Below are 25,356 nucleotides of genomic sequence, written 5' to 3'. Positions count from 1 at the left end.
CCCCCGCCCCCCGCGCCGCGGGCTGCGGTCGCGGGGGGGGCCCGGGCTGGCGCCGCGGCCGCCCCCCCCCACCCCGCCCCCCTCCCCCCCGCGGGGGTGGGGGTGCCCCCCCCCGCTTCTCGTTGTGCGGAAGCACGTCGTGCCGCAACGCGACCGGATCCGGCGCCGGGCGCCGGGCCGGCGGCCGGCGCCGAAAACCGGCACCGGGCGGCGGCCGCCGTCGCCGACTCCGCGAGCGACCGAGCGCACCCGGCGCTCAGCCCCCGAGCGCCTCCGTCAGCAGCGCCACCATCGCGTCGAGCTGGATGTCGCCCGAATCGGCGATCTCCTCGTCCGACCCGTCGAGCGCGCGGGCGGCCAGGGACGCCTTCGAGTCGATGAGCTCGGCGATCTTGGTGTCGATCGTCTGCGCCGCGATGATCCGCCACGCGGTGACGGGCTCTTCCTGTCCGATGCGGTGCACGCGGTCGATCGCCTGCGTCTGCTCCGCCGAGGTCCACGACAGCTCGGCGAGCACGACGTTCGACGACACCTGCAGGTTCAGGCCGACGCCGGCGGCGGTGAGCGAGCACACGATGACGGCGACGTCGGGGTCGTTCACGAACGCATCGATCTCGGCCGTGCGCTGTGCGGGCGTCTGGTCACCGCGGACGGTGGCGGTCTTCAGGTGCCGACGGGCGAAGACCTCCTCGGCCTGGTCCATCACGTCGAGGTGCTTCGCGAAGAAGACCACCTTGCCGACGTTCGAGGCGAGCTGCGCCGCGTAGTCCGCCGCCAGCTGCGCCTTGGCACGACCGATCCGCCGCACCATCGAGAACACGTTCTCGCCGGTCGACGAGGCGTCCTGGTCCTCGAGCTCCCACCGCGCGACCTGGCGGACGAGCTTGTGGTCGATGCCGACGACCGGGTCCTGCCCGGTGCGGGCATCGAGCGCCTGGTGGTACCGACGGACCAGCTTCGCGGTGAGCTCGCGCTCGGCGTCGCGGATGGAGCGGCCCTCGTCGCCGTCGAGCTCGACCGGGATGTCGGCGATCCGTCGCGCGGGGATGTCGGCGGCGACGTCGACCTTGCGGCGGCGGACGATGCCCTGGTCGATGACGGCCTTGCGGGCCTCGACGAAGAAGCCGGGGTCGGCCGGGGTGAGCCCGATGTCCTCGAGCTCGTTCATGAGCGTCGCGCGGGGCTTCTTGTCGTCGATCCAGCCGAGGAACTCCCAGATGGTGCGGAAGTCCTCGACCGAGTTGATCAGCGGGGTACCGGTCAGCGCCAGGAACAGCGGCGACGACACCCGCGCACGGATCTGCTCGGCGAGCTGCAGCACGAACCGGGAGCGCTGCGACTCCTTGTTCTTGATGAAGTGGGCCTCGTCGACGACCATGCCCTTGAAGCCGAAGGCCCCGAGCCAGCCGGCGTGCCGGTCGAGGATCTCGTAGTTCACGATGACGATGTCGGCGAAGCCGTCCAGGTCGTCCCCGTCGCCGTGGATGACGGTGGCGGTGCGGTTCGGCACCCAGCGCTCGGCCTCGCGCGCCCAGTTGGTCTTCACGACGTTGGGCACGACCACCAGCAGCGGGAAGGCGTTCGCGGCGTCGGCGGCGAGCAGCGACTGCGCGGTCTTGCCGAGGCCGGGCTCGTCCGCGAGCAGGAACGTGCGGTGTCCCTGCGCCGCGGCGGCGACGAGCTCCGCCTGGTGCTTCATCAGCGTGGTGCCGGACCGCGAGTGCAGCGAGGTCGGCTCCGGCAACGGCATCGACGCCGCGCCACCGCCGGCGCCGTACTCGAACGACTTGAACAGCGGACCGAACAGCTCCCAGTTCGCCAGGCGACGCGGGTGGGCGACGGGCTGGTCGGCGAGGGCGAAGTCGGGCGCGAGGAAGGGGTTGGCCAGCTGGCGCTGCACGACCGCCTGCGGCACGACCGAGCGCACCGGGGCGTCGACCACCGGGGACGGCTCGGCCGCGATGACGAGGTCCTCGGGCTGCAGTTCCATGCCGCCGGCGATCATCATGTCGCGCTTGACCGTGCGGGTCGCCTCGCTCACCGAGGCCTCCTCGGTCAGCAGCTGGATCACGCTGGTGTCCCGCGCGGCGGTCTTCGCCAGGATCGTGGCGACACCGTCGAGACGCTTGAGCTGCTCGGCGCGCTGCGCGTCGGTGAGCTCCGGGTCGGCCTTGACCCGTGCGCGCTCCTCGCGCATCAGCAGCGCGACCGCCTGGAACTTCGACCGGTTGGACGCCTTCAGCGGTCCGCGCTGCGCCGCCGCCTCCACCTCGCGCACCGCGCGGGCGAGCACCGGGATGACGCCGTCGTTGTCCAGCGGGCGGGTACGGCGCGACGCGGTCCGCGTCCCGCCGGCTGCTCGCCGGGTGCCTGATCGAGCCAACGCTCCTCCTGTTCCGCCCGTTCTCCACGGGCGAGCCGCCGTCGTGGCGGGAAGTCCTCGACCGGCGTCTGGCACGACCCCGGTCCGCGGGCCACCCTGGCCCGCTCGTGCGCCGGTCCCGCCGTGGGACGTCCGGTGGACTCCCGCGGTCCGTGCAGCCGGCACCCCTCGGGTGCTCGACACGACGATCCGCGCCGGGACCCGGCGCCGTCGCACGCACGTGGTGCCCGTCGGACGCCCACGGATCCGGTCCCCACGTCGGTCAAGTGACCGACTGCCACGTCCGGAAACGACGCGGCACGCGACGACACGGTGCGTGCTGGGCTCAGTTTACTCCCGCACCCCCGACGGAGGCGACTCGACGGGACCCGCGCGCGTCGCGCCTCCCGTCCGGCCGCGCGGTGGACGGGACGCCACGACGGCCGGGAGGCGCTGCCCACCACCACCGCGCGGCCGGCGACCGTCCGACGGCCGGGTCAGACCTGCGGTGCCGACCGCGGACGGAGGGTGCCGGCCGACGGCACCGTCGGCGCCGCCTCGGCGAGCGCCGCACGCGTCGCCGCCAGCAGCTGCTGCGCCGTCCGGATGCCGTTCTCGGACCCGGTCGTCGCCTGCCCACCGGCGTGCGCGAGGAGCTGCGCGCCGATCGCCGGACCGATGCGGTCGGCCTCGGCCGGGTTCCGGGCGACCCAGTCGCGGGCGACCGCGTCGGCGAGCCGCTCCGCCGCTGCCCCGCGCTCGGCGTCCCCACGGGACCGGTGCCACAGGCCGGTGACGACCAGGTGCGCGACGACCGCACCCACGTCGCGGACCGGGAACCCCCAGCCCGCCGTGTCGATGTCGAGCAGGCCGGAGATGCGCCACGGCTCGTCCTCGTCGACGAAGACCTGCTCGAGGTGCAGGTCGCCGTGCACCACCTGCTTGGGGGCGGCCCCCCAACCGATGGACCGCCGCCCGATGCCGTCGTAGAGCTCGTCGATCTCGGCCGCGTCCTGCGGCAGGGCGGCGACGAGCGTGCGCCGGTGCCAGTCGGCGTGGTCCATCGCGTCCGCGCGGGCCTGCTGCGTCATCGGCACCGTCGCGATCCGGCCGGTCAGGGCGGCGAGGGAGGCGACGAACCGCGGGTCGTCGGCGATCTCGGTGATGCGGCTGCCCGCGGGCACCCCGCGGATGCGCTCGAGCACGAGCAGGCCGTCACCCCGGCTCGACAGCACCCGCGGGACCGGCAGCCCGGCGGCGACGAACTGCTCGTGGGTCTCGACGATCGGCGCGACGCGGTGCGGGCGGACGATCTTCAGGAACAGCACGCGCTCCGGGGCGTCGACGCGCACGACCGCGCGCTTCCCCGGGCGGTAGGCGGCGACCGACAGCGTCGGGTCGGTGACCGGCAGGCCGAGGCCGGCGAGGAGCTCGGCGACGGCGTCGCGGTACGTCACCTGCGGCAGCACCGGGAGGCCCGGGTCGTTCGGGTAGGCCCAGACCGAGACCGGCTCGCCCGTGGCGGGGTCGGTGACGACGGCGCTGTTCTGGTCGTGGGCGCCACCCGTGTCGACGTAGGTCAGGACGGTGGCGCGCTGACCGGCCCGGTCGACGGTGTCGACCTCGTAGCCGTACAGGTAGCCGTTGCCCGACGGCTCGACCGAGTGGGCGCGCGCGGCGACCACGGAGGTCCCGGAGCCGGCGAAGGCCTGCGGGATGATGCGCTCGTGGTTGGGCCACACAGGACCAGTCAACCGTGCCGCGGCGGTTTCGTCGCCATCGTGCACGGCTCGGCGTGCGGCTGGTGGCTACCGTGGTCGTCGTGAACCCGGTCGCGCGCCTCCGCAGTTCCAGCCGCACACCGTTCCTGCAGGTCGTGAAGACCGCGGTCGCGGTGGTCGCGGCGGTCCTGCTCTGCCGTGCGCTCATCGACGGGCCGTTCCCGACCTTCGCCGCGATCGCCGCGCTGCTCGTCGTGCAGCCGAGCATCAACCAGTCGTTCGTGAAGGGCCTCGAGCGCAGCGCCGGCGTGGTGCTCGGCGTCGTGCTGGCGACCGCCTTCCACCTGGTCTTCGGTGACGGCGTCTGGGTCGTGCTCGTCGTCATCGTGCTGGCGATCCTGCTGAGCTGGGCACTCCGTCTGACCCCGACGTCGGCGACCCAGGTGGGCATCAGCGGCATGCTCGTGCTCACCGCGGGGGTCGTCACGCCGAACTACTCGGCCGACCGGGTCCTCGAGACCGTCGTCGGCGCCGTCGTCGCACTCGCGGTGAACGCCGTGATCGTGCCGCCCGTGCTCCTCGAACCGGCGCACCTCGCGGTCGCCCGACTGGCCCGGGACACCGCCGCCGCGTTCGAGTGGATCGCGATCGGCCTCACCGAGGGCTGGGACGCCGAGCGGTGGGACGAGGCCCTGCGCCAGGCGCGGGCCCTCCGGCAACAGCACGCCCGCGCCGAGGCCTCGCTCACCGCGGCGGGCGAGTCGCTGACGATGAACCCCCGTGGTGGCCGACACCGAACGATCCTGCAGCGGGACACGACGGTCGCGGAGCACCTGCGCGTCCTGGTCACACGGGTCACCGGGATGACCCGGGCGATCCGCGACAACACGGCGCCGGACCTCCGGTCGGACCCGGTGGTGGGGAGCATCGCGACCGAGGTCGCCCGCATCGGGGCGGACGTCCGAGCACTGAGCGCACGGGTCGAGTCGACGCGGCTGCACCACGCGGAGCGCGACGGCTTCACGGGCACCGCCGCCGACGACACGACGGCCGCGGAGCCCGCGCTGACGGCGCCGCTCGAGGTCGTCCGGCCGAACTCGCGGCACTGGGTGCTCATCGGCGCCCTGCTCGAGGACATCCGACGGGTGCGGGAGGAGCTGCTCGGCGAGGACGACTGAGGTCCGCGCGGCGCGCGGCGCGCGGCGTCAGGCCGTGGCGCGGTGTGCGGCGTGACCGGACGCCGCCGGGTGTGCGGCGTCCGCGGCGGGAGCGAGCGTGGGCGATCCCCCGCCCACTGCTGCCGGCTCGGACGCGGCGGCCGGTTCGACGGCAGTCGGCTCGACGGCGGTCCGTTCGACCACGGTCGGCTCGACCGCGGCCGCTGCCTCGACGGCCGTGAGGACGAGTCGGTCCCACAGCGCCGTCCCCGACTCGTGCTCGTCGGAGCGGACCCCCTCGAAGCCCTGGATGGTCGCGACCGCGCGATCGGCGCCGGCCTCGTACGCCGCACGGCTCGCGACGTCCGGCACCGCGCTCAGCAGCTCCGCGACGACCCGCTCGCGGCGGGCGTCCTCCAGCTCGCCGAGCACGTCGATGCCGTGCCGTGCCGCCTCGAGCTCCGCGTGCAACCGGACGATGGCCGGGTGGACGCTGTCGTCCGGACGGTACGGACGGTTCTCCTGATCCTGCATGGTGCCCCCTCGGGACACTGCGTCGGGTACGCCGTGTCCGCTGCGGAGCCTAGCAACGCGCTGCTCGCGAGGCCGATACCCCCCTCTGCGGGACGGACCGTTCTGCCCTCGTCCGGGTGGCGTGGCGGGGTCACTGTGACGAGATTCAGCCTCTTCCCACCCGGAACCGCCCACGGACCGTCGTTCCCTGCCACGATGGGGGCCGAGGAGGTCGATCATGCGCCTGTTGGTGGTCGAGGACGACGACGAGATGCGCGCGCTCATGGAGCGTGGGCTCGCGGCAGAGGGGTACCGCGTCACGGCGGTCGAGAACGGTGTCGAGGCGCTCATCGCCCTCGGCGAGCAGGCCTTCGACCTCGCGGTCGTCGACGTCATGATGCCGGGCATGTCCGGCTTCGAGCTCGCCCGCCGGATCCGCGAGCGGGAGGACCCCGTGCGCATCCTGCTCGTCACCGCACGTGACGCCGTCGACGACCGGGTCTTCGGACTCGACGCGGGTGCGGACGACTACCTCACGAAGCCCTTCGCGTTCGCCGAGCTGACCGCCCGCCTCCGCGCGCTCGGTCGCCGCGAGTCGGCTGCCGGGCAGCGGGTCATCGAGGTCGGCGACGTCGCCATCGACTCCGAGGCCCGACGGGTGTCGATCAAGGGGCAGCGCGTCGCCGTCAGCCCGACCGAGTTCGCCCTGCTCCGGCTGCTCGCCCGGTCGGTCGGGACCGTCGTCGACCGCCCGAAGATCCTCGAGGAGGTCTGGGACGGCTCGCAGCACGTGGACCCGAACGTCGTCGAGCAGTACATCTCGTACCTCCGCAAGAAGCTGACCTCGCACGAGGCGACGGTCGCCATCGCGACGGTCCGGGGCCGCGGCTACCGGCTCGACCTGCTCGGGGCGTGACCGGGTCGGCACCCACGACCGGGACGGTCCGCGGCGGACGCGGCCTGCCCCGGCCGCTCCGGGTGCTCTCGCTCCGCGCCCGCATCACGATCGGCTCGACGGCGATCGCGGCGGTCGTGATCCTGCTGCTCGTGCTCGTCATGCGCTTCCAGGTCGTCAGCGTCGTCGCCAGCGCCACCCGCACCCTGCTCGACGCCGACGTCGACCCGTACGTGGCGACGCTCGAGGTCGACAGCGACCCGGACCTGTCCGCACCGGGCAACGCCCAGCTCGTCGCCGTCGTGGCACCCTCGGGCCAGATCCGGCTGTCGACCATGCCGCCCCGGGTCGAGCGGGCGCTCGGCAGCCTGACGTCGACCGAGTCGGGCACGTCGCTCATCACCGTCTCCGGGTCCGAGTACCGCGTCGTCATCGAGCACCCGGTCAACGCCGCCGGACGCTGGACCGTCGTCGCCGCACGCAACTCGCAGGCCGAGGCGATCGTGGTCGACGACCTCACCACCACGCTGTCGCTCACCGGCCTCGCGATCCTCATCGCCTTCGGCATCGCGTCGTGGGCGCTCGCCACCGCGGCGCTCCGCCCGGTGAACCGGATGCGCCGCGAGGCCGAACGGCTCTCCGTCGCCCCCGAGCGCGCCGAGCTGCCGGTCGGTCCGGCGCAGGACGAACTGGCCTCGCTCGCCACCACGCTGAACGCCTTCCTCGCACGCACCCGCCAGGTGACCGAACGCGAGCGACAGATGGTCTCCGACGCCAGCCACGAGCTGCGCACGCCCCTCGCGATCCTCACCACCCAGCTCGACCTGGCGTCGCTCGACGGCGACGACGCTGCGGCGCTCGCGGCGCACATCGACCGCGCCAAGCGGAGCGTCGCCCGGCTCTCGCGGCTCGCGAACGACCTGCTCACGCTGTCGCGCATCGAGGACGCGGAGGAACGCGAGCAGGACGGCGCGCAGCCGACCACCGCCTGGAGCGACCTGGGCGACGAGGTCATGGCCGCCGTCGACCGGGTGCGCCTCATCGCCTCGGCGAAGGACATCACGGTGGACTTCGACCTCGAACGGACCCCGGACCCGGTCGGAGCGGCGGAACCACGCTTCCGCCTCGACACCGGTGGCATGGCGCAGCTCGTCACCAACACGGCGAGCAACGCGGTCGCCGCACTCCCCCGTGGTGGTGGCGTCTTCGTGTCGTGGCGGGTCGAGGGCGACGAGGGTGTCCTGCAGGTGACCGACGACGGACCCGGTGTCCCGGAGTCGTTCATCCCCGTCGCGTTCGACCGGTTCACCCGGCCGGACGAGGCTCGGACGTCGCGCCGCGACCCGGACCCGGCGACGGGCGGGGTGCCGGTGCCGGGCGGCTCGGGCCTCGGGCTCGCGATCGTGCGCGCGATCGCGGAACGGTCGGGAGGAACGGCTGCCCTCCGCAACGTCCGGTCCGGTGGTCTCGAGGTCACCGTGCGCATCCCCGTGGTGCGCGAGCAGACCGCGTCCTGACGGTCACTGGAAGTCCCGCGACCGGGTCCGCACCGCCAGCGGCAGGTGCTCGATCCGGTCCGCCACCAGGTTCACCACGCCGTCCGGCGACCGCTCGAGGATGCCCCGCACCACCACGGCCGGCGACTCCCGTGCCACCCGCCGGTACCGTCCCCACACGCCGACGCTGCAGATGACGTTCACCAGCCCGGTCTCGTCCTCGACGTTCAGGAACGTGATGCCCGACGCCGTCGCCGGGCGTTGCCGGTGCGTCACGATGCCGCCCACCTCGACCCGTCGTCCGGTCTCCGCCGTCGCGGTGTCCTGCACGCTGAGCACCCCGCGGGCGCGCAGTCGCGGGCGGACGTGGTGGACCGGGTGGTCGTCGGTCGACATGCCCGTCGACCACATGTCCGCGATCAGGACGTCCCCGCTCGTCATCTGCCCGAACAGCGGCGGCTGCACGGTGACCTGGGTGTCGGGCAGCTGGTCGGGTCGTTCCGCAGCCGCCTGCGCCGCCGACCACATGCCGCTGCGCCGGTCGATCCCGAGCCCGGCGAAGGCGTCCGCTGCGGCCAGGGCCTCGAGCTGCGCGGTCGTCAGCCGGACACGACGGGCCAGGTCGGACATGTCCGTGAAGGGCCCGTGCGCCGCCCGCTCCGCGACGATCGCCTCGGCGCTCCGCCGGCCGAGCGAGGCGACCTCGGCCAGGCCCAGGCGGACGGCGAAGGCCCCGTCGCGTCGGTGCTCCGCGGTGTCGTCGGGCAGCGAGCCGTCGAACGGCAGCACGGGCGGCTGCTCCCCGGCCAGGCAGGCGTCGGCCCCGGTCGCACCGCTCTCGGCGTCGGGCAGGGGCTCCAGCGTCGCGTCGACCGCCGAGCGCAGGATGTCCGGCCGCAGCACCCGCACCCCGTGCCGCCGGGCGTCGGCGACCAGGGTCTGCGGTGAGTAGAACCCCATCGGCTGTGCCCGGAGCAACGCCGCCAGGAACGCCCCCGGGTAGTGCAGCCGCATCCAGGCGCTGGCGTAGACGATGAGCGCGAAGCTGATCGAGTGGCTCTCCGCGAACCCGAAGTTCGCGAACGCCTGGATCTTGGCGTAGATCGTGTCGGCGTCCTCGCCGTGGATGTCGTTCGCCGCCATCCCCGCGTAGAGCTTCTCGCGCAGCCGCTCGATCTTCTCGAGGCCACGCTTCGAGCCCATCGCCCGGCGGAGCAGGTCGGCGTCGTCCCCGGAGCACCCGCCGACGGCGATGGCCATCTGCATGAGCTGCTCCTGGAAGAGCGGGACCCCGAGCGTCCGCTCGAGCACGGGTTCGAGCGACGGGTGGATGTACGTGATCGGTTCCTCGCCCGTCCGGCGCCGGATGTACGGGTGCACGGCACCGCCCTGGATCGGACCGGGACGCACGAGCGCGACCTCGATCACCAGGTCGTAGAACCGCCGGGGCAGCAGCCGCGGGAGGGTGCCCATCTGTGCGCGGGACTCCACCTGGAACACCCCGATCGTGTCCGCACGGCAGAGCTGGTCGTAGACGCCCTGCTCCTCCTTCGGGATCGAGTGCATGTCCCAGCGCTCCCCGCAGTGTTCGTCGGCCAGGTCGAACGAGTACTGCAGCGCCGCGAGCATCCCGAGCCCGAGCATGTCGAACTTCACGAGCCCCATGAAGGCGCAGTCGTCCTTGTCCCACTGCAGCACGGTCCGGCCGTCCATGCGGGCGTGCTCGATGGGCACGACCTCGCCGACGGGCCGGTCGGTGAGCACCATGCCCCCGGAATGGATGCCGAGGTGCCGTGGGAACCCGAGCACCTGCTGGGCCATGTCGACCACGGTGTCCGGGATGTCGTGGTCCTGGCTCTCGGTGACCGACCCCCACCGCTCGACCTGCTTCGACCAGGCGTCCTGCTGCCCGGGGCTGTGCCCGAGCGCCTTCGCCATGTCCCGCACGGCGCCCTTCGGCCGGTAGGTGATGACGTTCGCGACCTGCGCCGCGTTGAACCGTCCGTACTTCTCGTAGACGTACTGGATCACCTCCTCGCGCCGGTCCGAGTCGAAGTCGACGTCGATGTCGGGCTCCTCGTCGCGCATCGCCGACAGGAACCGCTCGAACGGCAGTCCGTACCGGATGGAGTCGACCGCGGTGATCTCGAGCAGGTAGCAGACGGCCGAGTTCGCCGCCGAGCCGCGCCCCTGGCACAGGATGCCCCGCTGCCGGGCGTACTGCACCATGTCCCGCACGATCAGGAAGTACCCCGGGAAGTCCTTGTCCGCGATGACGGACAGCTCCCGCTCGATGCGCTCACGCTTCTGCGGGTCGACACCGTCGGCGCTGCCCGGGTAGAACCGACGGGCGCCCTGCCAGGTGAGCTCGCGCAGCCACGACATCGTCGTGTGCCCCTCGGGGACCTCGACGTCGGGCAGCCCGGGCTTGGCGGTCCGGAGCCGGAACCCGAGTTCGTCGGCCAGGTCGACGCTCGTCTCGACGGCGCCCGGCCAGCGCGCGAAGCGCGCGGCCATCTCGGCACCGGACCGCAGGTGGGCGGTCGGGGCCGCCGGCAACCAGCCGTCGATCTCGTCGAGGCTCCGCCGTGCCCGCACGGCCGCCAGCGCGGTCGCCACGGGGAAGCGGTCGGGGGTCGCGTAGTGCACGTTCCCGGTCGCCACGACGGGGAGTCCGTGCCGTGCCGCGAGCGTCGCGAGGACGTCGTTCCTGGCGGTGTCGAGCGGTTCCCCGTGGTCGGTCAGCTCGACGACCACCCCGGCCGTGCCGAACCGGTCGAGCAGCGCACGCAGGGCCTCGTCCGCCGCCGACTCGCCCCCGCGCTCGAGGGCCTGGCGGACGGTGCCCTTCCGGCAGCCCGTGAGGATCCGCCAGTGCCCGTCGGCCTGCGCCGCGAGCTCGTCGAGGTCGTACTGCGGCCGCCCCTTCTCGGCCCCAGCTGCCAGGTTCGCCCGCGTGACGGCCGCGGCGAGCCGGTGGTAGCCGTCCTGCCCGTCGGCGAGCAGCAGCAGGTGTGTGCCCTCCGGGTCGGGGACGCCGTTCTGCGGTTCGGTCAGCCCGAGGGACAGCTCGGTGCCGTACACGGTCGTCACGGTCGGGTACGCCTCGGCCACCTCTGCCATCCGGGCAGCGCCGTAGAACCCGTCGTGGTCCGTCAGCGCCAGGCCGTGCAGGTGCAGGCGTGCGGCCTCCTCCACCAGGTGCTCCGGACCGCTGGCGCCGTCGAGGAAGCTGAAGGTCGAGTGCGCGTGCAGCTCGGCGTACGGTACGACCGGGGCGTCGTCGTCGGCGGCGGGGGTCGGCGGGACGTACCGGGACCGCTTCCGCGACCAGGCCGGGCTGTCCCCGCCGTCGCCGGCGTGCGCACTGTCCGGCCGCTTGTCCGACAGGGCGCGTTCGAACTGCGACCACGGGATCGGTGGGTTGCTGTAGCCCATCAGGTCTCCTTCACGTCGCGACCGCCTCGGCCCACCACCGGTGGTCTGCGAGCACCAGGTACCAGGCCCGGCCGTCGTCGTCGACGACCTGCAGCCGGTGCAGTCGCCGCCCGCCGGCCTCCCACCAGCGCACGACGAGCGGCCACGGCCCCGCCCACGCGGTCACGGACGCGAACCGGCCGCCCCGCTCGCCCTCGGCCCGGAACCGCTCCGGCACCGCGGTCAGTGCGCCGCGGTCGTCGACGTCGACGGTGTCACCCCCCGCAGCGACGACGTCCACCGGACGGGGTCGCTCGAGCACGGTCGCGGGTGGCGGCCCCGGGAGCCTGCCGGGCCACGGCCGGTCGCGGACGGTCGCCAACGCCCGCTCGCCGCCGACCGGGGCGTCGCCCCACGGCACGAGCACGACGCGCTCGGCCAGCGTGCGGCCCCCGCCGATCCGCGGGGTGACCACGCCCTCGTGCCCGACGAGCCCCTGCACCCGGGCGAGGGCGTGGTGCACCCGCTCGTCGGGTCCGGTCCCCCAGAGCCCACGCTCGTGGTTCGACGCGTCGTCGACCGCGACCGGCTCGAGCACCACCTGGACCACGGGCGCCTCGAGCCCGGAGGGGTCCACGCCGCCGGCGAGCTGCCAGCGCACGCGGTCGACGACGTCGGCGGCGTCGAACCAGCGCGGGTGCACCCAGGTCCGTTCGAGCAGGAGGTCGCGCTCGTCGACGATGCCCACCCGGATCGTGGTCGCGACGAGTCCGGCCGCGCGCAGCCGTGCGGCGAAGTCGTCGGCCGAACGGCGGAAGGCGAACGCCACCTGGTCGGCGCGGTCGAGCGGTGGCTCGAAGGACGCCTCGACCCGGAGCTCCGGCGGGACCGCCCGCGCTGCGACCTCGCGCGGGTCGCGACCGCCCGCCAGCCGGTGCAGGAACGCCCCGGCGACACCGAACCGGTCGCGCACCTGCTCGTCGCCGAGCGCGGCGAAGTCGCCGAGCGTGGCGATGCCGAGCCGCCCGAGCACCATCGCCAGGTCCGGGTCGCCGAGCACGCCCAGCGGCAGGTCCGCCAGGAACGGGGCCGAACCGCCGACCGGCACGATGCGCACCCGCTCCCCCGGGCGCACGGGACGCGACCGCGCTGCCTGTTCCGCCGCGAACGGGGTGTCCGCCACCCCGGCACGCACACCGGGCGCACCGTGGTCGGCGGCGATCCCGGCCAGCGTCGCCGCGGCCGCCCGCTCGCCGCCGTAGTAGCGCGCAGGCCCCCGGGAGCGCAGGGCGATCGTCCCCGGTCGCAGGACCTCGACCCCGGGGACCGCTTCCTCGATCGCACGGATGACGGGTTCGAACGCGCGGTGGTCGAGTGCGTCGTCGTAGGGCTCGACCACGAGTTCCGGGCAGCGCGCCTGGGCCTCGCGCACGCGGAGGCCCCGCACCACCCCCTGCTGCCGGGCACTGGCCGAGCTGGCGAACACCACCCCCTTCGCCACCAGGGCGAACGGGTGCTCGGGCGGCGACCCCGCGGCCCGGGCGGCGGCGATCACCGGCCAGTCCGGGCACCAGAGCACGATCGTGCGCGCAGGCGGTGGTTCCGGCAGGGCGCCGCCACGGGCCAGGGCATCGGCACGCACGGCCCCCGGCCCCGGCACCCCGGCGCCGGCGGTCCCCCTGGTCGTACCGCGCGGCGAGGCGGCACGGGCCCGTCCCCGCGGGCTCACGACGCCACCGCGACCGGGCGGAGCACCCGCGACTCCCCTGCGCCGTCGACGGCCGCGCTGCCGACGCCGCCCGGAGCGCCCGTGTCCGTCCCACCGGCCCGGGCGACCAGGGGCGCGGCGGGTCGCACCGCACCGTCCGCCGCCGGGAGCAGCAGGTCGGCGCTGACGGGTCGACCTGCTCCCGCGCGGCCGGACGCCGTCACCGTGGCACGCCGCTCCGCCAGGTACCCGTGGCCGTCGCCGATGCCGGTCCACACCGAGCCGCTCACCCGCAGCGTGACGTCGGCGCCCGGCCAGGTACCGAGGGCGACGAGCGCTCCACCGCGCTGCCGCAGCCGCGCGGACAGCCGCGAGACGTCGCCGGGCACGACCCGGCCGAGCGGTCGCGTCAGGACGATCTGCGCCACGTCGGCGAGGGCTGCGGTCACCGTGAGCCACTGGTCGCCCGGATCGGGCACGAGCACGAGTCGTTCGAGGTCGATGCCCATCGCCGCCGCCGCCTCGACCCCGAAGGACGGCACACCGACCACGGCGCACCAGGCCCCCTCGGCCGAGGCCGCCTGCAGCATGGTCATCGCGAGCAGCACGGACTCCTGCACGGCGTAGGAGCCACCGACCCGGATCGCGCCACCGGGCAGCAGCGACCGCAGGGCGTCGGCGGTGGGGAGCCCCTGGACGTCGACGCGGGGTGCTTCCATCTCGGACACTCGGGAGCGCAGCGACGTGATGCGTTCGAGCGCCGCCCGGGCGTCCCCCAGGTGGTCGACGCGCCGGGTCGGTCGGGACGCCCCGGAGCGGCCCCCGGGGCGAGCGGGACCGTCGGGCCCGGTCGCCCCCTCGGGCCCGGGCGACAGGAGTGCCGCCGCCGTCTGCATGCCCTCATATTCGAACATGTGTTCGATGATGTCAACCGGGTCCGACATCCGGTGGACAACGACTTCGAACACTTGTTCGACACGCCCGACCGGTGCTGGGACGCGGTCCCGACCCGCGCCCGGGCACCTCGCTCACCAGCGGGCCGAGACCCCCAGTGCTCCGAACACCGACCGGGTCTTCGTCTCGACCTCGTCCGCCTCGTCCGACGCGACCGAGGACCACGTCACCGCGCCTCCGGCCCCGAACGTCCGGAAGCGTTCCGCTCCCCGGTCGTCCAGCACCGTCACCAGTGTGCGGATGGCCACCGACAGGTCGACCGCACCGTCCGCGGAGAAGTAGCCCACGACCCCCGAGTACACGCCCCGCGGTGCCCCCTCGAGCCGGTCCGCGATCGCCATCGCGCTGATCTTCGGCGCCCCGGTCATCGATCCCGGCGGGAACGCAGCGCGCACGAGCGCTGCACGGGACGCCCCGGCCGGCAGCACGGCGGACACCGTCGACACGAGCTGGTGCACGGTCGCGTAGGTCTCGACGTCGCAGAGCCGCTCGACGTGCACCGACCCGGGCACCGCCGAGCGGAGCAGGTCGTTCCGCAGCAGGTCGACGATCATGACGTTCTCGGCGCGGTCCTTCGGGCTCGCCGCGAGCGCCGCGCGCGCCGTGGCGTCACGTCGCGGGTCCGGGTCACGCGGGCGCGTGCCCTTGATCGGCTCGGCAACGACCGTGCCGTCGGCACCGACCCGCAGGAACCGCTCCGGCGAGCGGCTCGCGACCCGCAGCGTGCCGAGTCGCAGGTAGGCACCGAACGGGACGGGGTCCGCCCGCCGCAGTCGCAGGTACTCGACCAGGTGCGGGTCCGTGGCGGGCGCGGGCAGGGCCTCCCGTCCGGATGTACCGACCGCGAAGGCGGTCGTGAGGCACACCTGGAACGCGTTCCCCTCACGGATCTCGGCGCGGCACGCCTCGACCGCTGCCTCGTACGCGTCGCGGGACACGCGCCCGTCCGCACCGGCCTGGAGGCCCGTGGTGCCGTCCGTCGCGTCGACGGACGGCCACCCCGTGTGCGGCCCCGCGAGCCACGCCCGGTTCGCCGCACTGGCCGTCGGTTCGTCGTCGGTCACCAGGGCGAGCGCCCAGGCACGACCGTCGGCGTGCACGACGAGCGCGCGGTCCACGAAGCGCATGTCGGCGTCCGCGTGTGCCGCGGCGCGGTCGGGGCCGCCGGACTCGCGACCGAGCTCGTACCCGAGGAACCCGACCCAGCCGAGCGCGAACCCGCAGCCCGGCACGGGGGCCTCGAGCGCCGGGGTCCGGGTCAGCAGGTCGTCGAGCACGGTGAAGGCGGCACGCGCCTCGGTGCGGGACGGCCCGAACCACCGCTGCGCAGCGGACGGGACCTCGAGCACCGCGTGTCGGTCCTCGTGCCGGAACCGCGTCGCGAACGGCCCGTCCGTGTGGGCGAGGACCGACCACCGGGCGCGTCCACGAGCGGCCTCCGGCGCACCCTCGGGCAGCCCGGAGTCGAGCCAGACGACGTCGGAGCCGGTGGCAGCCGCCAGCGCACCGAGGTCCGGGGCGACGTCGAGGCGACGCGCGAGGACCCGCGCTCGGGTCAGACCGCGGCGATCGTCCACGAAGCGGCGTGTGCGGCACCGGGTGCGAGCACGACGAGCCCGGACTCCTCGCCAGCGTTGAAGGCGTCCGGCGCGCAGGTCATCGGTTCGACCGCGAGGCCGACGCGGTGGTACTCCGGCACGACGTGGTCAGCGGTGTGCACCTGCGCCCAGCCGCACTCCGGCCCGAAGGACACCCGGACCCCGTGGCCGTCCGCCGCGGTGAGCACGATCGTCGCCAGCCCGTCGCCGTTCCGGTCGAACCCGGTGAACGCGTGGTCGATGAAACGGTCGCCGATCGCGGTCGCGGTGCGCAGGTCGAACTCGTCGTGCACGGGGGCGGTGCCGGTCGGCACGAGACGGTCCTCGGTGACCTCGAGCACCTCGGCGGCGGGCAGGGTGAGGGTCCAGTCGTCGACGCGACCGGCGCCGGCGACGAGGTACGGGTGCGGCCCGGTCCCCCACGGCGCCGCGTCCCCACCGGTGTTCGTCCCGGTGACGGTCGTGTGCAGCCCGTCGGCGTCGACGCGGTACTCGACGAGCACCTCGACGCGGTACGGGTACCCCTCCTGCGCGGGGACGGTCGTGGCGAGCACGGCACGGTCGGGCTCGTGGGCCACGATGCGGAAGTCGGTCCAGGCGACGAGGCCGTGCAGCGCGTGGTGCCGCTTCGGTTCGGTCAGGGCGAGCTCGTGGTCCTGTCCGCCGAAGGTGTACCGGCCGTCGACGACCCGGTTCGGCCACGGGGCCAGGACGGCGCCGCGGAAGGCCGGACGGACCTCGTCGGCGGCGAACGGGACGACCAGGTCGCGTCCGTCGGCGCGGAGTGTCCGGAGCGACGCCCCGACCGAGGCGATCTCGGCGGTGTACCCGCCGGCGGTGATCGTCAGGGCGGACCCGGACAGCGGGGATCCGGCCAGGTGGGGACCGGTCGGCTGGGGACCGGCCACGGGGGCGTCGTTGCTCATGCGCAACAGCGTACTGGGGTGCGGCGGCCCGGAACGACGAAGCCCCGCCGGGGGGTCCGGCGGGGCTTCATCGTGTTCTTCGGTGGATCTGAGGGGACTCGAACCCCTGACCCCCTGCATGCCATGCAGGTGCGCTACCAGCTGCGCCACAGACCCAGATCGTGTTGCTCCGTGCCCCCGTTCCCGGCGGCACCATGAAAGCGTACACCACGCGAACGCCGGGTGACGAAATCGTCTCCGCCACCCGGGCGCGTCGCGTCTACGCCGTGTGGTCGACGGGCAGCTCGAGCGGGATCGTCGGGCAGTCCGACCAGAGGCGCTCGAGCGAGTAGTACTGACGGTCTTCCTCGTGGAAGACGTGCACGACGATGTCGCCGAAGTCGATGAGGACCCAGCGACCCTCGGTCCGGCCCTCGCGTCGGAGCGGCTTGGCGCCGGCAGCGATCAGACGGTCCTCGACCTCGTCCGCGATGGCGAGCACGTTGCGCTCGTTCCGGCCGGTCGCGAGCAGGAACACGTCGGTGAGCTGCAGCGGCCCGGTCACGTCGAGGGCGACGAGGTCTTCGGCCTGCTTCGCGTCGGCCGCCTGGGCGGCGATCTGCACGAGTTCCAGTGCGCGTGAGGAGGCGGTCACGGAGTCCTTCCGGTCGTCGGCACCGCGCTCTGCGGGTCCGTGTGGTGGGTCCTGATCATAGGCCACCCCGCCGACAGCGGCCAGGCCGGTGGGCCGGGTCGGGCGACGGGGCGACGTTCGACGAGGGGTCGGCGGGCGGTCAGCCGCCGAGGTGGGTGGTGAGCAGGGCGACGATGATGACCCCGGCGGCCGCCAGACCGACGGCGCCGACGGTGACGCCGAGGATGACCGGGGTCCGGGACTCCTTCGGCTTCGCGGCGGCGAGCACGACCTGACGGGTGGACGTGTGGCTCGACACCGCACGGCTCGCCCGGACGGGGCTCGCGTCCGTCTCCGGCTGCTCGTCGTGCTGCTCGAGCAGACGGTCGACCTCGGACCCGTCGATCGGTCGGTGTGACCCGGTGGAGGACAGCGATGCGGGCAGGTCGATCGAACCGGTCAGGATGACCTCACCCGTGGCGTTCAGGGCCCCGGTCGGGTCGGCCAGCGCCGAGTTCGGCAGCACGATCGAGTTGGTGTCCTGCACCGCGACGCGGCGCGTGCCCGTCACGTCGTGCACCTCGGCGTCACCGGCGTCCCGCGCCTGCTGGGTCCAGTGACCGGCCGGCGGTTCGAAGGCCGTCGTGACCGGCTTCGGCTCGGGGCTCCGACGGAACGCGGCGGGGACGCGGGGGGCGTCACCGACGGCGTCGGCACCGTCGTCGGGACGGGAGTCCGTCGCCGGCGTCGGGCGCTGGATCGGGACCTCGTTCGTGTCGTCGTCGAGCGACAGCGGGAAGACGACGGGCGTCGAGGACGAGGCCATCGGCGCCGACGACGGCGACACTCGGGCAGCATCGTCGTCCGCGGCACCGTCCGAGCGCCGTGCGTCGTCGTCGGTCTGGCGGTCGTCGGTGGCCTGGCCGTCGTCGGTGGCCCGGGCGTCGTCGGTGGTCGGGGCGTCGTCGGTCTCCGGCGGCGCCCAGGTCGTGCGGTGGCGTCGGGGTTCCTCGGCGTGCGCCGCGGCCTCGCTCAGGGGCTCGATCGCGTCCGGGGAGCCGTCGGCCTCGGTCGCCTGGGCCACCGCAGCGGCGTCGAGCATCTCGGTCTCGGCAGCAGGCTCCTGACCGGGTGCGTCCGTGGCGTCGCCGGTCCGGTCCGTCGCCTCGGAGGCGTCGACGACCGGGGTCGGGGCGAGCGGGACCTGGGCGGACCGGACCGGGTCCTGCGCCGAGGTCGGACGATCCGCGGACGCCGGGACCGGACGCGGCGGGGTCGACGACCCGCGGTCTGCCGAGGCCGGGCGCGGACGCTCGGTGTCCTGGTCGAGGTGACCGACCGACCCGATGACGTCCTGGACGGTGCGGTCGGAGGACTGCGGGGTCGGCGCGCGCAGCGGCACGGGCTGCACCGCCTGCCCCTCGGCCTCGCGCATCAGGCGGAGCTGACGACGGGTGAGGCCGCCGGTCCCCGGCACGATCTCCGTCGCCGAGGCCGGAGCCGGGGTGAGCGGGAACACCGCGCCGGCGGGCTGCGGGGCAGGAGCGGAGTCGCCGGAGGTGGGACGGGCTGCCGACTGCGCGGGGCCGCTCGGCGACGGCGCGACGTGCGAGCCCGGTCGACGACGGGCCTCGGGCTGGTCGGACGGTGCTGCGACGGTCGGCGGCGGGGTGACCGGCTGCCCGCCGGCTGCGGCGGCACGCTCCCGCTCGCGCGCCTCACGCCGCGAGAGAGGCGGCTGCGCGTCGGACGAACTCATGCAACGCTCCGATACAGGTGGTGCTTGGAGATGTACTGGACGACCCCGTCCGGGACCAAGTACCACACGGGGTGGCCGCGCCTGACCCGGTCGCGGCAATCCGTCGAGGATATCGCCAGTGCAGGGACTTCGAGCAAGCTCACGTCTCGTTCGGGGAGTCCGGTGATGCTCAGATCGTGGCCCGGACGGGTGACCGCGACGAAGTGTGCGAGGTCCCAGAGGCCATCATGATCCTTCCAGTCGAGGATCTGCTGAACGGCGTCCGCGCCCGAGATGAAGACGAGCTGCGCATCCGGTCGCTGGTCACGTAGGTCGCGGAGCGTGTCGATCGTGTAGGTGGGCCCCGGACGGTCGATGTCGACCCGGCTGACCGTGAACATCGGGTTCGACGCCGTCGCGATGACCGTCATCAGGTACCGGTGTTCGGCGTCGGTGACGTCCGACTTCATGTACGGCTGACCGGTGGGGACGAAGACGACCTCGTCCAGGTCGAAGGCGCGCGCGACCTCGGACGCCGCCACGAGGTGCCCGTGGTGGATCGGGTCGAACGTGCCGCCCATCACGCCGATGCGTGGGCGCCCCGTGCTCTCGAGCATCGAGCGGCGTGTCAGAGCTTGGTGTGACCGAACTCGTCGACACCCGTCTCGTGGTGGCGGGTGGCCTCGAACTTGTGCGAGTGACGGTACGCGACGTCGCGGAAGCTCCAGGTGACGAACCCGAGGAACGTGAAGAACAGCGCGCCGCACATCGGGAAGACGAACGCGGGCACCCCGGAGGCGTGCTCAGCAGCTTCTGCGAGGAAGGTCATCGGTCCGGTGCTCCGTTCGATCGGGTGGGAAGTCGCGGCCCAGTCTAGCCGCGGATCTGTCCGTGCCCGCGCACGATCCACTTGGTGCTGGTGAGCTCGGGCAGTCCCATCGGGCCGCGCGCGTGCAGCTTCTGCGTCGAGATGCCCACCTCGGCGCCGAAACCGAACTCGCCGCCGTCGGTGAAGCGCGTCGACGCGTTCGCCATCACCACCGCGGAGTCGACCTCGGCCAGGAAGCGCTCGGCCGTGTCGACGTCGTCGGTCACGATCGACTCCGTGTGGTGCGTCGACCACCGCGCGATGTGCGCCATCGCCGCGTCGACGTCGGGCACGACCCGGATCGACAGGTCCAGGTCCATCGACTCCGTCGCCCAGTCCGCATCGGTCGCGCGGAGCACGCCGGGGACGATGGTCCGGGTGGCGTCGTCGCCGCGCAGGGTCACGCCGGCGGCTCGGAGGCGGTCGGCCAGCACCGGCAGCAACCGCTCGGCAGCCGCCTCGTGCACGAGCAGCGTCTCGAGGGCGTTGCAGACACTCGGCCGCTGGACCTTGCTGTTCAGCACGATGTCGACCGAGCGCTCCAGCGGTGCCGACGCATCGAGGTACACGTGCACCACGCCCGCACCGGTCTCGATCACGGGCACCTGCGACTCGGTCACGACGGTCTGGATGAGCGAGGCACTCCCCCGCGGCACCAGGACGTCCACGAGCCCGCGAGCACGCATCAGGTCGGTCGCCCCCTGGCGCCCGAACTCGTCGATCGTCTGCACGAGGTCCGCCGGCAGCCCCACCGAGGCCACCGCCCCGCGGATGCGCTCGACCAGTTCGGCGTTGGTGCGCTGCGCTGCAGATCCGCCACGGAGGACGACGGCGTTGCCGCTCTTCAGCGCGAGCGCGGCGATGTCGACGGTCACGTTCGGGCGCGCCTCGTAGATGGCCCCGACGACCCCGAACGGCACGCGGACCTGGGTGAGCTGGAGTCCGTTCGGCAACCGGGACCCGCGGACGAGGTCGCCGACCGGGTCCGGCAGTCCCACCACGTGCTCGACCGCCCCGGCGAGGGCGTCGATCCGTGCGGTGTCGAGGCGCAGGCGGTCGAGCAGACCGGAGGAGAGCCCGCCGTCCTCGCCCGCGACGAGGTCTCCGTGGTTCGCCGCGACGATGGCGTCCGTCCCGGCACGCAGGGCGACCGCGACGGCGCGCAGTGCCTGGTCCTTGACCGCCGTGGTCGCCGTCGCGAGCGCCGTCGAGGCGGCACGCGCCGCGACCAGCTTGTCGGTGAGGGTGGGGGCGGTGACGGTCGGCGACATGGTCCGATACTAGGTCGGCCGCCGGGCTCGTGACGCTGGTGGGGTCATGCCTGTGGAGACGGCCGGGAGGCGCGACTCCGGTGCAGGACTCGGCTCAGGTCCGCGAGTGTCCGGCACCGCTCGCGATCCTGCCGCCGTGGCGGAGCGTGCCGCGGTGGGACGCCGCCGTCGGCGCGGGACGGTCCGGTGCCGCCGAGACGGACCCGCTTCCGGCGGCGTCTCACCCGCTCCGCGGCGTCTCGACCGAACGCCGACGTCTCGACCGCAGGCCGACGTCGCGGGCCGGCACCGTGCCTCCAGGCCGACCGAGTCCCGTCAGCGCCGCGGCGCCGCGTGGAACCAGGTGCCGACGTGCTCCCCGGCCAGTGCCCGGTCGACGAGCGCGGTCCCGGTGACGAGCACCGACGTCCCCGCCTCGGCCGCGAGCCGGGCCGCGGCGACCTTCGTGCCCGCTCCGCCGGTCCCGACGCCGGCCGCCCCGACCGACCCGAAGGTCACGCCGGCGAGCTCGTCGCCGAACGGGACCTCGTCGATGGGCTCGGCCCCCGGGTGCTCCGGCGGACGGGTGTAGAGCGACGCGACGTCGGACAGCAGCACGAGCGCGTCGGCCCCGAGGAGCCGCGCGACGAGGGCCGCGAGCCGGTCGTTGTCCCCGAAGCGGATCTCGTGGGTGGCGACCGTGTCGTTCTCGTTGACGATGGGGAGCACCCGCAGCGCGAGCAACCGGTCGACCGCCCGCTGCGCGTTCACCCGGTGCGTCGGGTTCTGCATGTCCCCCGCGGTGAGGAGCACCTGTGCCGCGACGATGCCGTGCCGGTCGAGCTCCTTCTGGTACCGGAACATGAGCACGTTCTGCCCGGTCGCGGCCGCTGCCTGCTGGGTCGCCAGGTCCTCGGGGCGTCCCTCGAGCCCGAGGAACGGGAACCCGGTGGCGATGGCACCGGAGGACACGAGCACGACCTCGGTGCCACGCGCATGTGCCGCGGCCAGGGCGTCCACGAGCGCGGCGATCTGCCCGGTGTTGTCACCGCTGACCGACGACGACCCCACCTTGACGACGAGCCGACGCGCACGCGGCACGTCCTGCCGCCGGCTGACGGGCCCGAGGTCGGTGCGTGCGCGCGCGTCGGTCATGCGTCGGTCAGTCCTGGTCGTCCCGGTCGTCGTCGGCCCACAGGCCGGACACGCGCTCCTGCTCGAGCTCGGCGCGCGCAGCCGCCTTGGCGTCCATGCGCTCGAAGTACTCCTCGCGGCGCTCGTTGCGCGTCGGGCGCGACGATCCGCCGACGCGGGCGTCCGTGCCGCGGGCGCTCGTGATGAGCTCGGCGGTCGACGTCAGCGTGGGCTCCCAGTCGAACACCATGCCGCCGTCCCCGCCGATGACGACGGTGGACCCGGCGACCGCTCCGGCCTTGAACAGGCCGTCCTCGACGCCGAGCTTCGCGAGCCGGTCGGCCAGGTAGCCGATCGCCTCCTCGTTCGTGAAGTCGGTCTGGGTGACCCAGCGCTCCGGCTTGTCGCCCCGGACGCGGTAGAAGCGGTGCTCCTCGCCGCCCTCGGCGCGCACGGTGAAGGGCTTCTCGTTGACGGCCTTCGGGCGGAGGACGATGCGCTCCTGCTCGGGCGCGGCGGGACGATCGGCACGCGCCTGCTCGACGACCTCGGCCAGGGCGAACGTCAGCTCGCGCAGACCCTTGCGGGACGCGGTCGAGATCGGGAACACGCGGTAGCCGCGCTCCTCGAGCTCGGCGGTGACGAAGTCGGCGAGCTCGGCTGCCTCGGGCACGTCGACCTTGTTGAGCGCGACGAGCTGCGGACGCTCGAGGAGCGGGGTCTGGCCCTCCGGCACCGGGTAGCGCTCCAGCTCGCCGAGGATGACGTCGAGGTCGGAGAGCGGGTCGCGGCCCGGGTCGAGCGTGGCGCAGTCGATGACGTGCAGGAGCGCCTCGCAGCGCTCGACGTGCCGGAGGAACTCGAGGCCGAGGCCCTTGCCCTCCGACGCGCCCTCGATCAGGCCCGGGACGTCGGCGACGGTGAAGCGGACCTCGCCCGACTCGACGACGCCGAGGTTCGGCGTCAGGGTCGTGAACGGGTAGTCGGCGATCTTCGGCTTCGCGGCGGAGATCGCGGCGATGAGCGAGGACTTGCCGGCGCTCGGGAACCCGACCAGGGCGACGTCGGCGATCGTCTTCAGCTCGAGGCTGACGTCGCCGGTCCACCCCGGGGTGCCGAGCAGCGCGAAGCCGGGGGCCTTGCGCTTCGTGGTCGCGAGCGCGGCGTTGCCGAGACCGCCCTGACCGCCGGGGGCCACGACGACGCGCATGCCGGGCTCGGTCATGTCGGCGAGGACCTCGCCGTCCTCGTCGTGCACCACGGTGCCGATCGGGACGGGGAGCTCGAGGGTCTCGCCGCTGACACCGCTGCGCATGTCGCCCATGCCCGGCTGGCCGTTCTTCGACGAGCGGTGCGGCGAGCGGTGGTAGCCGAGCAGGGTCGTCACCTGCGGATCGGCGACGAGGACGATGTCCCCGCCGTCACCGCCGTTGCCGCCGTCCGGGCCGGCGAGGGGCTTGAACTTCTCACGGCGGACCGACACGCAGCCGTTGCCGCCGTTCCCCGCGGTGAGGTGCAGGGTCACGCGGTCGACGAAGGTCGCCATGGGTCCACTCCTGGTTCTGACTCGAGCGCGCGGACGGTACCGCGGCGCTCGAGGTCGTGCACGAAAGAACGGGAGGGGCGGGCACGTGGCCCGCCCCTCCCGCAGAGTCTGTCGTCGCTGGTGTTACGCGTTGACGATGTTGACGACCTTGCGGCCGCCCTTGGTGCCGAACTCGACCGAACCGGCCGAGAGGGCGAACAGCGTGTCGTCGCCACCGCGGCCGACGTTGGCGCCCGGGTGGAAGTGGGTGCCGCGCTGGCGGAGGATGATCTCGCCGGCGTTGACGACCTCGCCACCGAAGCGCTTCACGCCGAGGCGCTGTGCGTTCGAGTCACGACCGTTGCGAGTGGAGCTCGCACCCTTCTTGTGTGCCATCTTCTACTCCCGCCTTACGCGATCGAGGTGATCTTGACACGGGTGAGCTCAGCGCGGAAGCCCTGGCGCTTCTTGTACCCGGTCTTGTTCTTGAACTTCTGGATGACGACCTTCGGGCCGCGGAGGTCCTCGAGCACCTGGGCGGTGACGGTCACGTTCGCGAGCTCGGAAGCCGCCGACGTGATCTTGTCACCGTCCACGAGGAGCACCGGGGCGAGGTCGATGTTGCCCTTGTCGTCGGCCTTGGCACGGTCGATCGTGAGGATCGTGCCGACCTCGACCTTCTCCTGACGGCCGCCGGCGCGCACTACTGCGTAAACCACGTGGAATTCCTTACGTACTCTGCTTGAGGGAAGTCTCGGGTGCCCACTTCTGCACGAGCGGCTCCCGGAGGCCGGGCCCGATCGGCGACGCAGGCAGAACGGCCCGCTGACACCAGGGATCGAGAATACTCGATCCCCCCGGGTCCGGTCAAACGGCGACACACGTACGATGACTCGCGTGACCGTGCTGATCGACCCGCCGACGTGGCCCGCCCACGACACCGTCTGGTCGCACCTCGTCAGTGATGCATCCTACGACGAACTCCACGCCTTCGCCGAACGGGCCGGGATCCCCCGCCGCGCGTTCGACCACGACCACTACGACGTACCGCGTTCCCGCTACGACGAACTCGTGGCTGCGGGCGCGACGGCGGTGACCGGGCGCGAGCTGGTGCTCCGGCTCATCGCGAGCGGCCTGCGGGTGGCGCAGCGCGACAAGCGCGGTCGGCACCGGCACGCGCACTGACCGTCCGCGCAGGCCGCGCGGACGGTCGGCGACACGCCCCTCCCGTGGCGCGTCGCACGGGTCCGCGGCGCGACGGCCGGGAGGCGCGCCCCGCCGCAGCGACGCCGCGTCGCGCCCGGTGGACCACCCGGAGCACGCGGGGTCGCCGCGGTCCCGTCGACCCTGGCACGACGATCGATGCGACCCGCCGCAGCGTGCGGTCGGCAGCCGCCTGCCACAGCGGACGGCAGCAGCGGGAGGCCGGGCGCCGGACGCCGGACGCCGGCAGCCGCCGGTCGCCGGCAGCCCCCGGCCGG

21 protein-coding genes and 1 tRNA gene are annotated in these 25,356 nt (G+C 73.7%); 4 read left to right on the top strand and 18 right to left on the bottom strand.

Going from position 1 to position 25,356, the window contains the following annotated elements:
- Positions 1-256: 256 nt before the first annotated feature.
- Both ACH0A8_RS15735 and ACH0A8_RS15730 read right to left on the bottom strand, forming a co-directional pair.
- Positions 257-2,383: a DEAD/DEAH box helicase gene (locus tag ACH0A8_RS15735; RefSeq protein WP_066653205.1), complete on the bottom strand. Its 2,127-nt coding sequence runs from the start codon at positions 2,381-2,383 to the stop codon at positions 257-259.
- A 476-nt stretch (positions 2,384-2,859) separates the two neighbouring features.
- Entirely contained in the window at positions 2,860-4,104 is a 1,245-nt protein-coding gene (locus tag ACH0A8_RS15730) for an aminoglycoside phosphotransferase family protein (protein ID WP_311205883.1), read from the bottom strand.
- A gap of 80 nt (positions 4,105-4,184) precedes the next feature.
- On the opposite strand from ACH0A8_RS15730, the gene ACH0A8_RS15725 reads away from it, so the two are divergent.
- On the top strand, positions 4,185-5,261 hold the full coding sequence (locus ACH0A8_RS15725; protein ID WP_406907519.1) for an FUSC family protein: 1,077 nt from the start codon (positions 4,185-4,187) through the stop codon (positions 5,259-5,261).
- Positions 5,262-5,288: 27 nt separating this feature from the next.
- On the opposite strand, the gene ACH0A8_RS15720 is transcribed toward ACH0A8_RS15725, so the two are convergent.
- Entirely contained in the window at positions 5,289-5,774 is a 486-nt protein-coding gene (locus ACH0A8_RS15720; protein WP_406907518.1) for a hypothetical protein, read from the bottom strand.
- A gap of 217 nt (positions 5,775-5,991) precedes the next feature.
- Here ACH0A8_RS15720 and ACH0A8_RS15715 point away from each other — a divergent pair, with 217 nt between their 5' ends.
- Positions 5,992-6,669 carry a response regulator transcription factor gene (locus ACH0A8_RS15715; RefSeq protein WP_066653196.1) on the top strand — a complete coding sequence of 226 codons (678 nt, stop codon included), beginning with the start codon at positions 5,992-5,994 and terminating at the stop codon, positions 6,667-6,669.
- Entirely contained in the window at positions 6,666-8,165 is a 1,500-nt protein-coding gene (locus tag ACH0A8_RS15710) for a cell wall metabolism sensor histidine kinase WalK (RefSeq protein WP_066653193.1), read from the top strand. Before ACH0A8_RS15715 ends, ACH0A8_RS15710 begins: the two co-directional genes overlap by 4 nt.
- Positions 8,166-8,168: 3 nt before the next feature.
- On the opposite strand, the gene ACH0A8_RS15705 is transcribed toward ACH0A8_RS15710, so the two are convergent.
- The 15 genes from ACH0A8_RS15705 to rplU form a co-directional block, all read right to left on the bottom strand.
- Positions 8,169-11,582, bottom strand: a complete 3,414-nt coding sequence (locus ACH0A8_RS15705) for an error-prone DNA polymerase (protein ID WP_406907517.1) — start codon at positions 11,580-11,582, stop codon at positions 8,169-8,171.
- A 10-nt stretch (positions 11,583-11,592) separates the two neighbouring features.
- Positions 11,593-13,203: a DNA polymerase Y family protein gene (locus tag ACH0A8_RS15700; protein ID WP_251154858.1), complete on the bottom strand. Its 1,611-nt coding sequence runs from the start codon at positions 13,201-13,203 to the stop codon at positions 11,593-11,595.
- Between the two features lie 83 nt (positions 13,204-13,286).
- A complete protein-coding gene (locus tag ACH0A8_RS15695) occupies positions 13,287-14,183 on the bottom strand; it encodes a hypothetical protein (protein WP_251154799.1) in 897 nt (298 codons plus the stop codon).
- Between the two features lie 114 nt (positions 14,184-14,297).
- A complete protein-coding gene (locus ACH0A8_RS15690; RefSeq protein WP_406907516.1) occupies positions 14,298-15,800 on the bottom strand; it encodes an anthranilate synthase component I family protein in 1,503 nt (500 codons plus the stop codon).
- Positions 15,779-16,747, bottom strand: coding sequence for an aldose 1-epimerase family protein (locus tag ACH0A8_RS15685; protein ID WP_406907515.1), 969 nt, complete (start codon positions 16,745-16,747; stop codon positions 15,779-15,781). The genes ACH0A8_RS15690 and ACH0A8_RS15685 overlap by 22 nt, the downstream gene beginning before the upstream one ends.
- An 83-nt stretch (positions 16,748-16,830) precedes the next feature.
- Positions 16,831-16,903 (bottom strand) — tRNA-Ala (locus ACH0A8_RS15680).
- Between the two features lie 103 nt (positions 16,904-17,006).
- The gene (gene rsfS, locus ACH0A8_RS15675) at positions 17,007-17,381 is read right to left on the bottom strand and encodes a ribosome silencing factor (RefSeq protein ID WP_066653181.1); all 375 of its coding nucleotides are present in this window, start codon (positions 17,379-17,381) and stop codon (positions 17,007-17,009) included.
- A 139-nt stretch (positions 17,382-17,520) separates the two neighbouring features.
- Positions 17,521-19,119, bottom strand: a complete 1,599-nt coding sequence (locus tag ACH0A8_RS15670; protein ID WP_406907514.1) for a hypothetical protein — start codon at positions 19,117-19,119, stop codon at positions 17,521-17,523.
- Positions 19,116-19,715, bottom strand: coding sequence for a nicotinate-nucleotide adenylyltransferase (nadD, locus tag ACH0A8_RS15665; RefSeq protein WP_081984738.1), 600 nt, complete (start codon positions 19,713-19,715; stop codon positions 19,116-19,118). The genes ACH0A8_RS15670 and nadD overlap by 4 nt, the downstream gene beginning before the upstream one ends.
- A gap of 11 nt (positions 19,716-19,726) precedes the next feature.
- Positions 19,727-19,927, bottom strand: a complete 201-nt coding sequence (locus tag ACH0A8_RS15660; RefSeq protein WP_058728434.1) for a hypothetical protein — start codon at positions 19,925-19,927, stop codon at positions 19,727-19,729.
- A 44-nt stretch (positions 19,928-19,971) separates the two neighbouring features.
- Positions 19,972-21,237: a glutamate-5-semialdehyde dehydrogenase gene (locus ACH0A8_RS15655; RefSeq protein ID WP_066653179.1), complete on the bottom strand. Its 1,266-nt coding sequence runs from the start codon at positions 21,235-21,237 to the stop codon at positions 19,972-19,974.
- A gap of 315 nt (positions 21,238-21,552) precedes the next feature.
- A complete protein-coding gene (proB, locus tag ACH0A8_RS15650; RefSeq protein WP_066653176.1) occupies positions 21,553-22,371 on the bottom strand; it encodes a glutamate 5-kinase in 819 nt (272 codons plus the stop codon).
- Positions 22,372-22,378: 7 nt separating this feature from the next.
- Positions 22,379-23,896 carry a GTPase ObgE gene (gene obgE, locus ACH0A8_RS15645; RefSeq protein ID WP_066653172.1) on the bottom strand — a complete coding sequence of 506 codons (1,518 nt, stop codon included), beginning with the start codon at positions 23,894-23,896 and terminating at the stop codon, positions 22,379-22,381.
- Positions 23,897-24,019: 123 nt separating this feature from the next.
- A complete protein-coding gene (rpmA, locus tag ACH0A8_RS15640; protein WP_022905368.1) occupies positions 24,020-24,271 on the bottom strand; it encodes a 50S ribosomal protein L27 in 252 nt (83 codons plus the stop codon).
- 14 nt (positions 24,272-24,285) lie between these two features.
- The gene (rplU, locus tag ACH0A8_RS15635) at positions 24,286-24,594 is read right to left on the bottom strand and encodes a 50S ribosomal protein L21 (RefSeq protein ID WP_066653169.1); all 309 of its coding nucleotides are present in this window, start codon (positions 24,592-24,594) and stop codon (positions 24,286-24,288) included.
- 178 nt (positions 24,595-24,772) lie between these two features.
- Here rplU and ACH0A8_RS15630 point away from each other — a divergent pair, with 178 nt between their 5' ends.
- On the top strand, positions 24,773-25,060 hold the full coding sequence (locus ACH0A8_RS15630) for a DUF4031 domain-containing protein (protein WP_066653166.1): 288 nt from the start codon (positions 24,773-24,775) through the stop codon (positions 25,058-25,060).
- The last annotated feature ends 296 nt before the right edge of the window (positions 25,061-25,356 follow it).

Origin of the sequence: Curtobacterium sp. 179-B 9B NHS (assembly GCF_045370965.1) — a bacterium.
Lineage (GTDB): Bacteria > Actinomycetota > Actinomycetes > Actinomycetales > Microbacteriaceae > Curtobacterium.
Note: the sequence above shows the minus strand (reverse complement) of the source record. Positions and strands in the feature narration are given on the sequence as shown.

What these genes read in the sequence shown, in the direction of transcription:
- ACH0A8_RS15720 (WP_406907518.1), bottom strand. Translation starts at nt 5,774, where the DNA reads ATGCAGGATCAGGAGAACCGTCCGTACCGTCCGGACGACAGCGTCCAC.
- ACH0A8_RS15715 (WP_066653196.1), top strand. Translation starts at nt 5,992, where the DNA reads ATGCGCCTGTTGGTGGTCGAGGACGACGACGAGATGCGCGCGCTCATG.
- ACH0A8_RS15705 (WP_406907517.1), bottom strand. Translation starts at nt 11,582, where the DNA reads ATGGGCTACAGCAACCCACCGATCCCGTGGTCGCAGTTCGAACGCGCC.
- ACH0A8_RS15695 (WP_251154799.1), bottom strand. Translation starts at nt 14,183, where the DNA reads ATGTTCGAATATGAGGGCATGCAGACGGCGGCGGCACTCCTGTCGCCC.
- ACH0A8_RS15685 (WP_406907515.1), bottom strand. Translation starts at nt 16,747, where the DNA reads ATGAGCAACGACGCCCCCGTGGCCGGTCCCCAGCCGACCGGTCCCCAC.
- ACH0A8_RS15670 (WP_406907514.1), bottom strand. Translation starts at nt 19,119, where the DNA reads ATGAGTTCGTCCGACGCGCAGCCGCCTCTCTCGCGGCGTGAGGCGCGC.
- nadD (WP_081984738.1), bottom strand. Translation starts at nt 19,715, where the DNA reads ATGCTCGAGAGCACGGGGCGCCCACGCATCGGCGTGATGGGCGGCACG.
- ACH0A8_RS15660 (WP_058728434.1), bottom strand. Translation starts at nt 19,927, where the DNA reads ATGACCTTCCTCGCAGAAGCTGCTGAGCACGCCTCCGGGGTGCCCGCG.
- ACH0A8_RS15655 (WP_066653179.1), bottom strand. Translation starts at nt 21,237, where the DNA reads ATGTCGCCGACCGTCACCGCCCCCACCCTCACCGACAAGCTGGTCGCG.
- proB (WP_066653176.1), bottom strand. Translation starts at nt 22,371, where the DNA reads ATGACCGACGCGCGCGCACGCACCGACCTCGGGCCCGTCAGCCGGCGG.
- obgE (WP_066653172.1), bottom strand. Translation starts at nt 23,896, where the DNA reads ATGGCGACCTTCGTCGACCGCGTGACCCTGCACCTCACCGCGGGGAAC.
- rpmA (WP_022905368.1), bottom strand. Translation starts at nt 24,271, where the DNA reads ATGGCACACAAGAAGGGTGCGAGCTCCACTCGCAACGGTCGTGACTCG.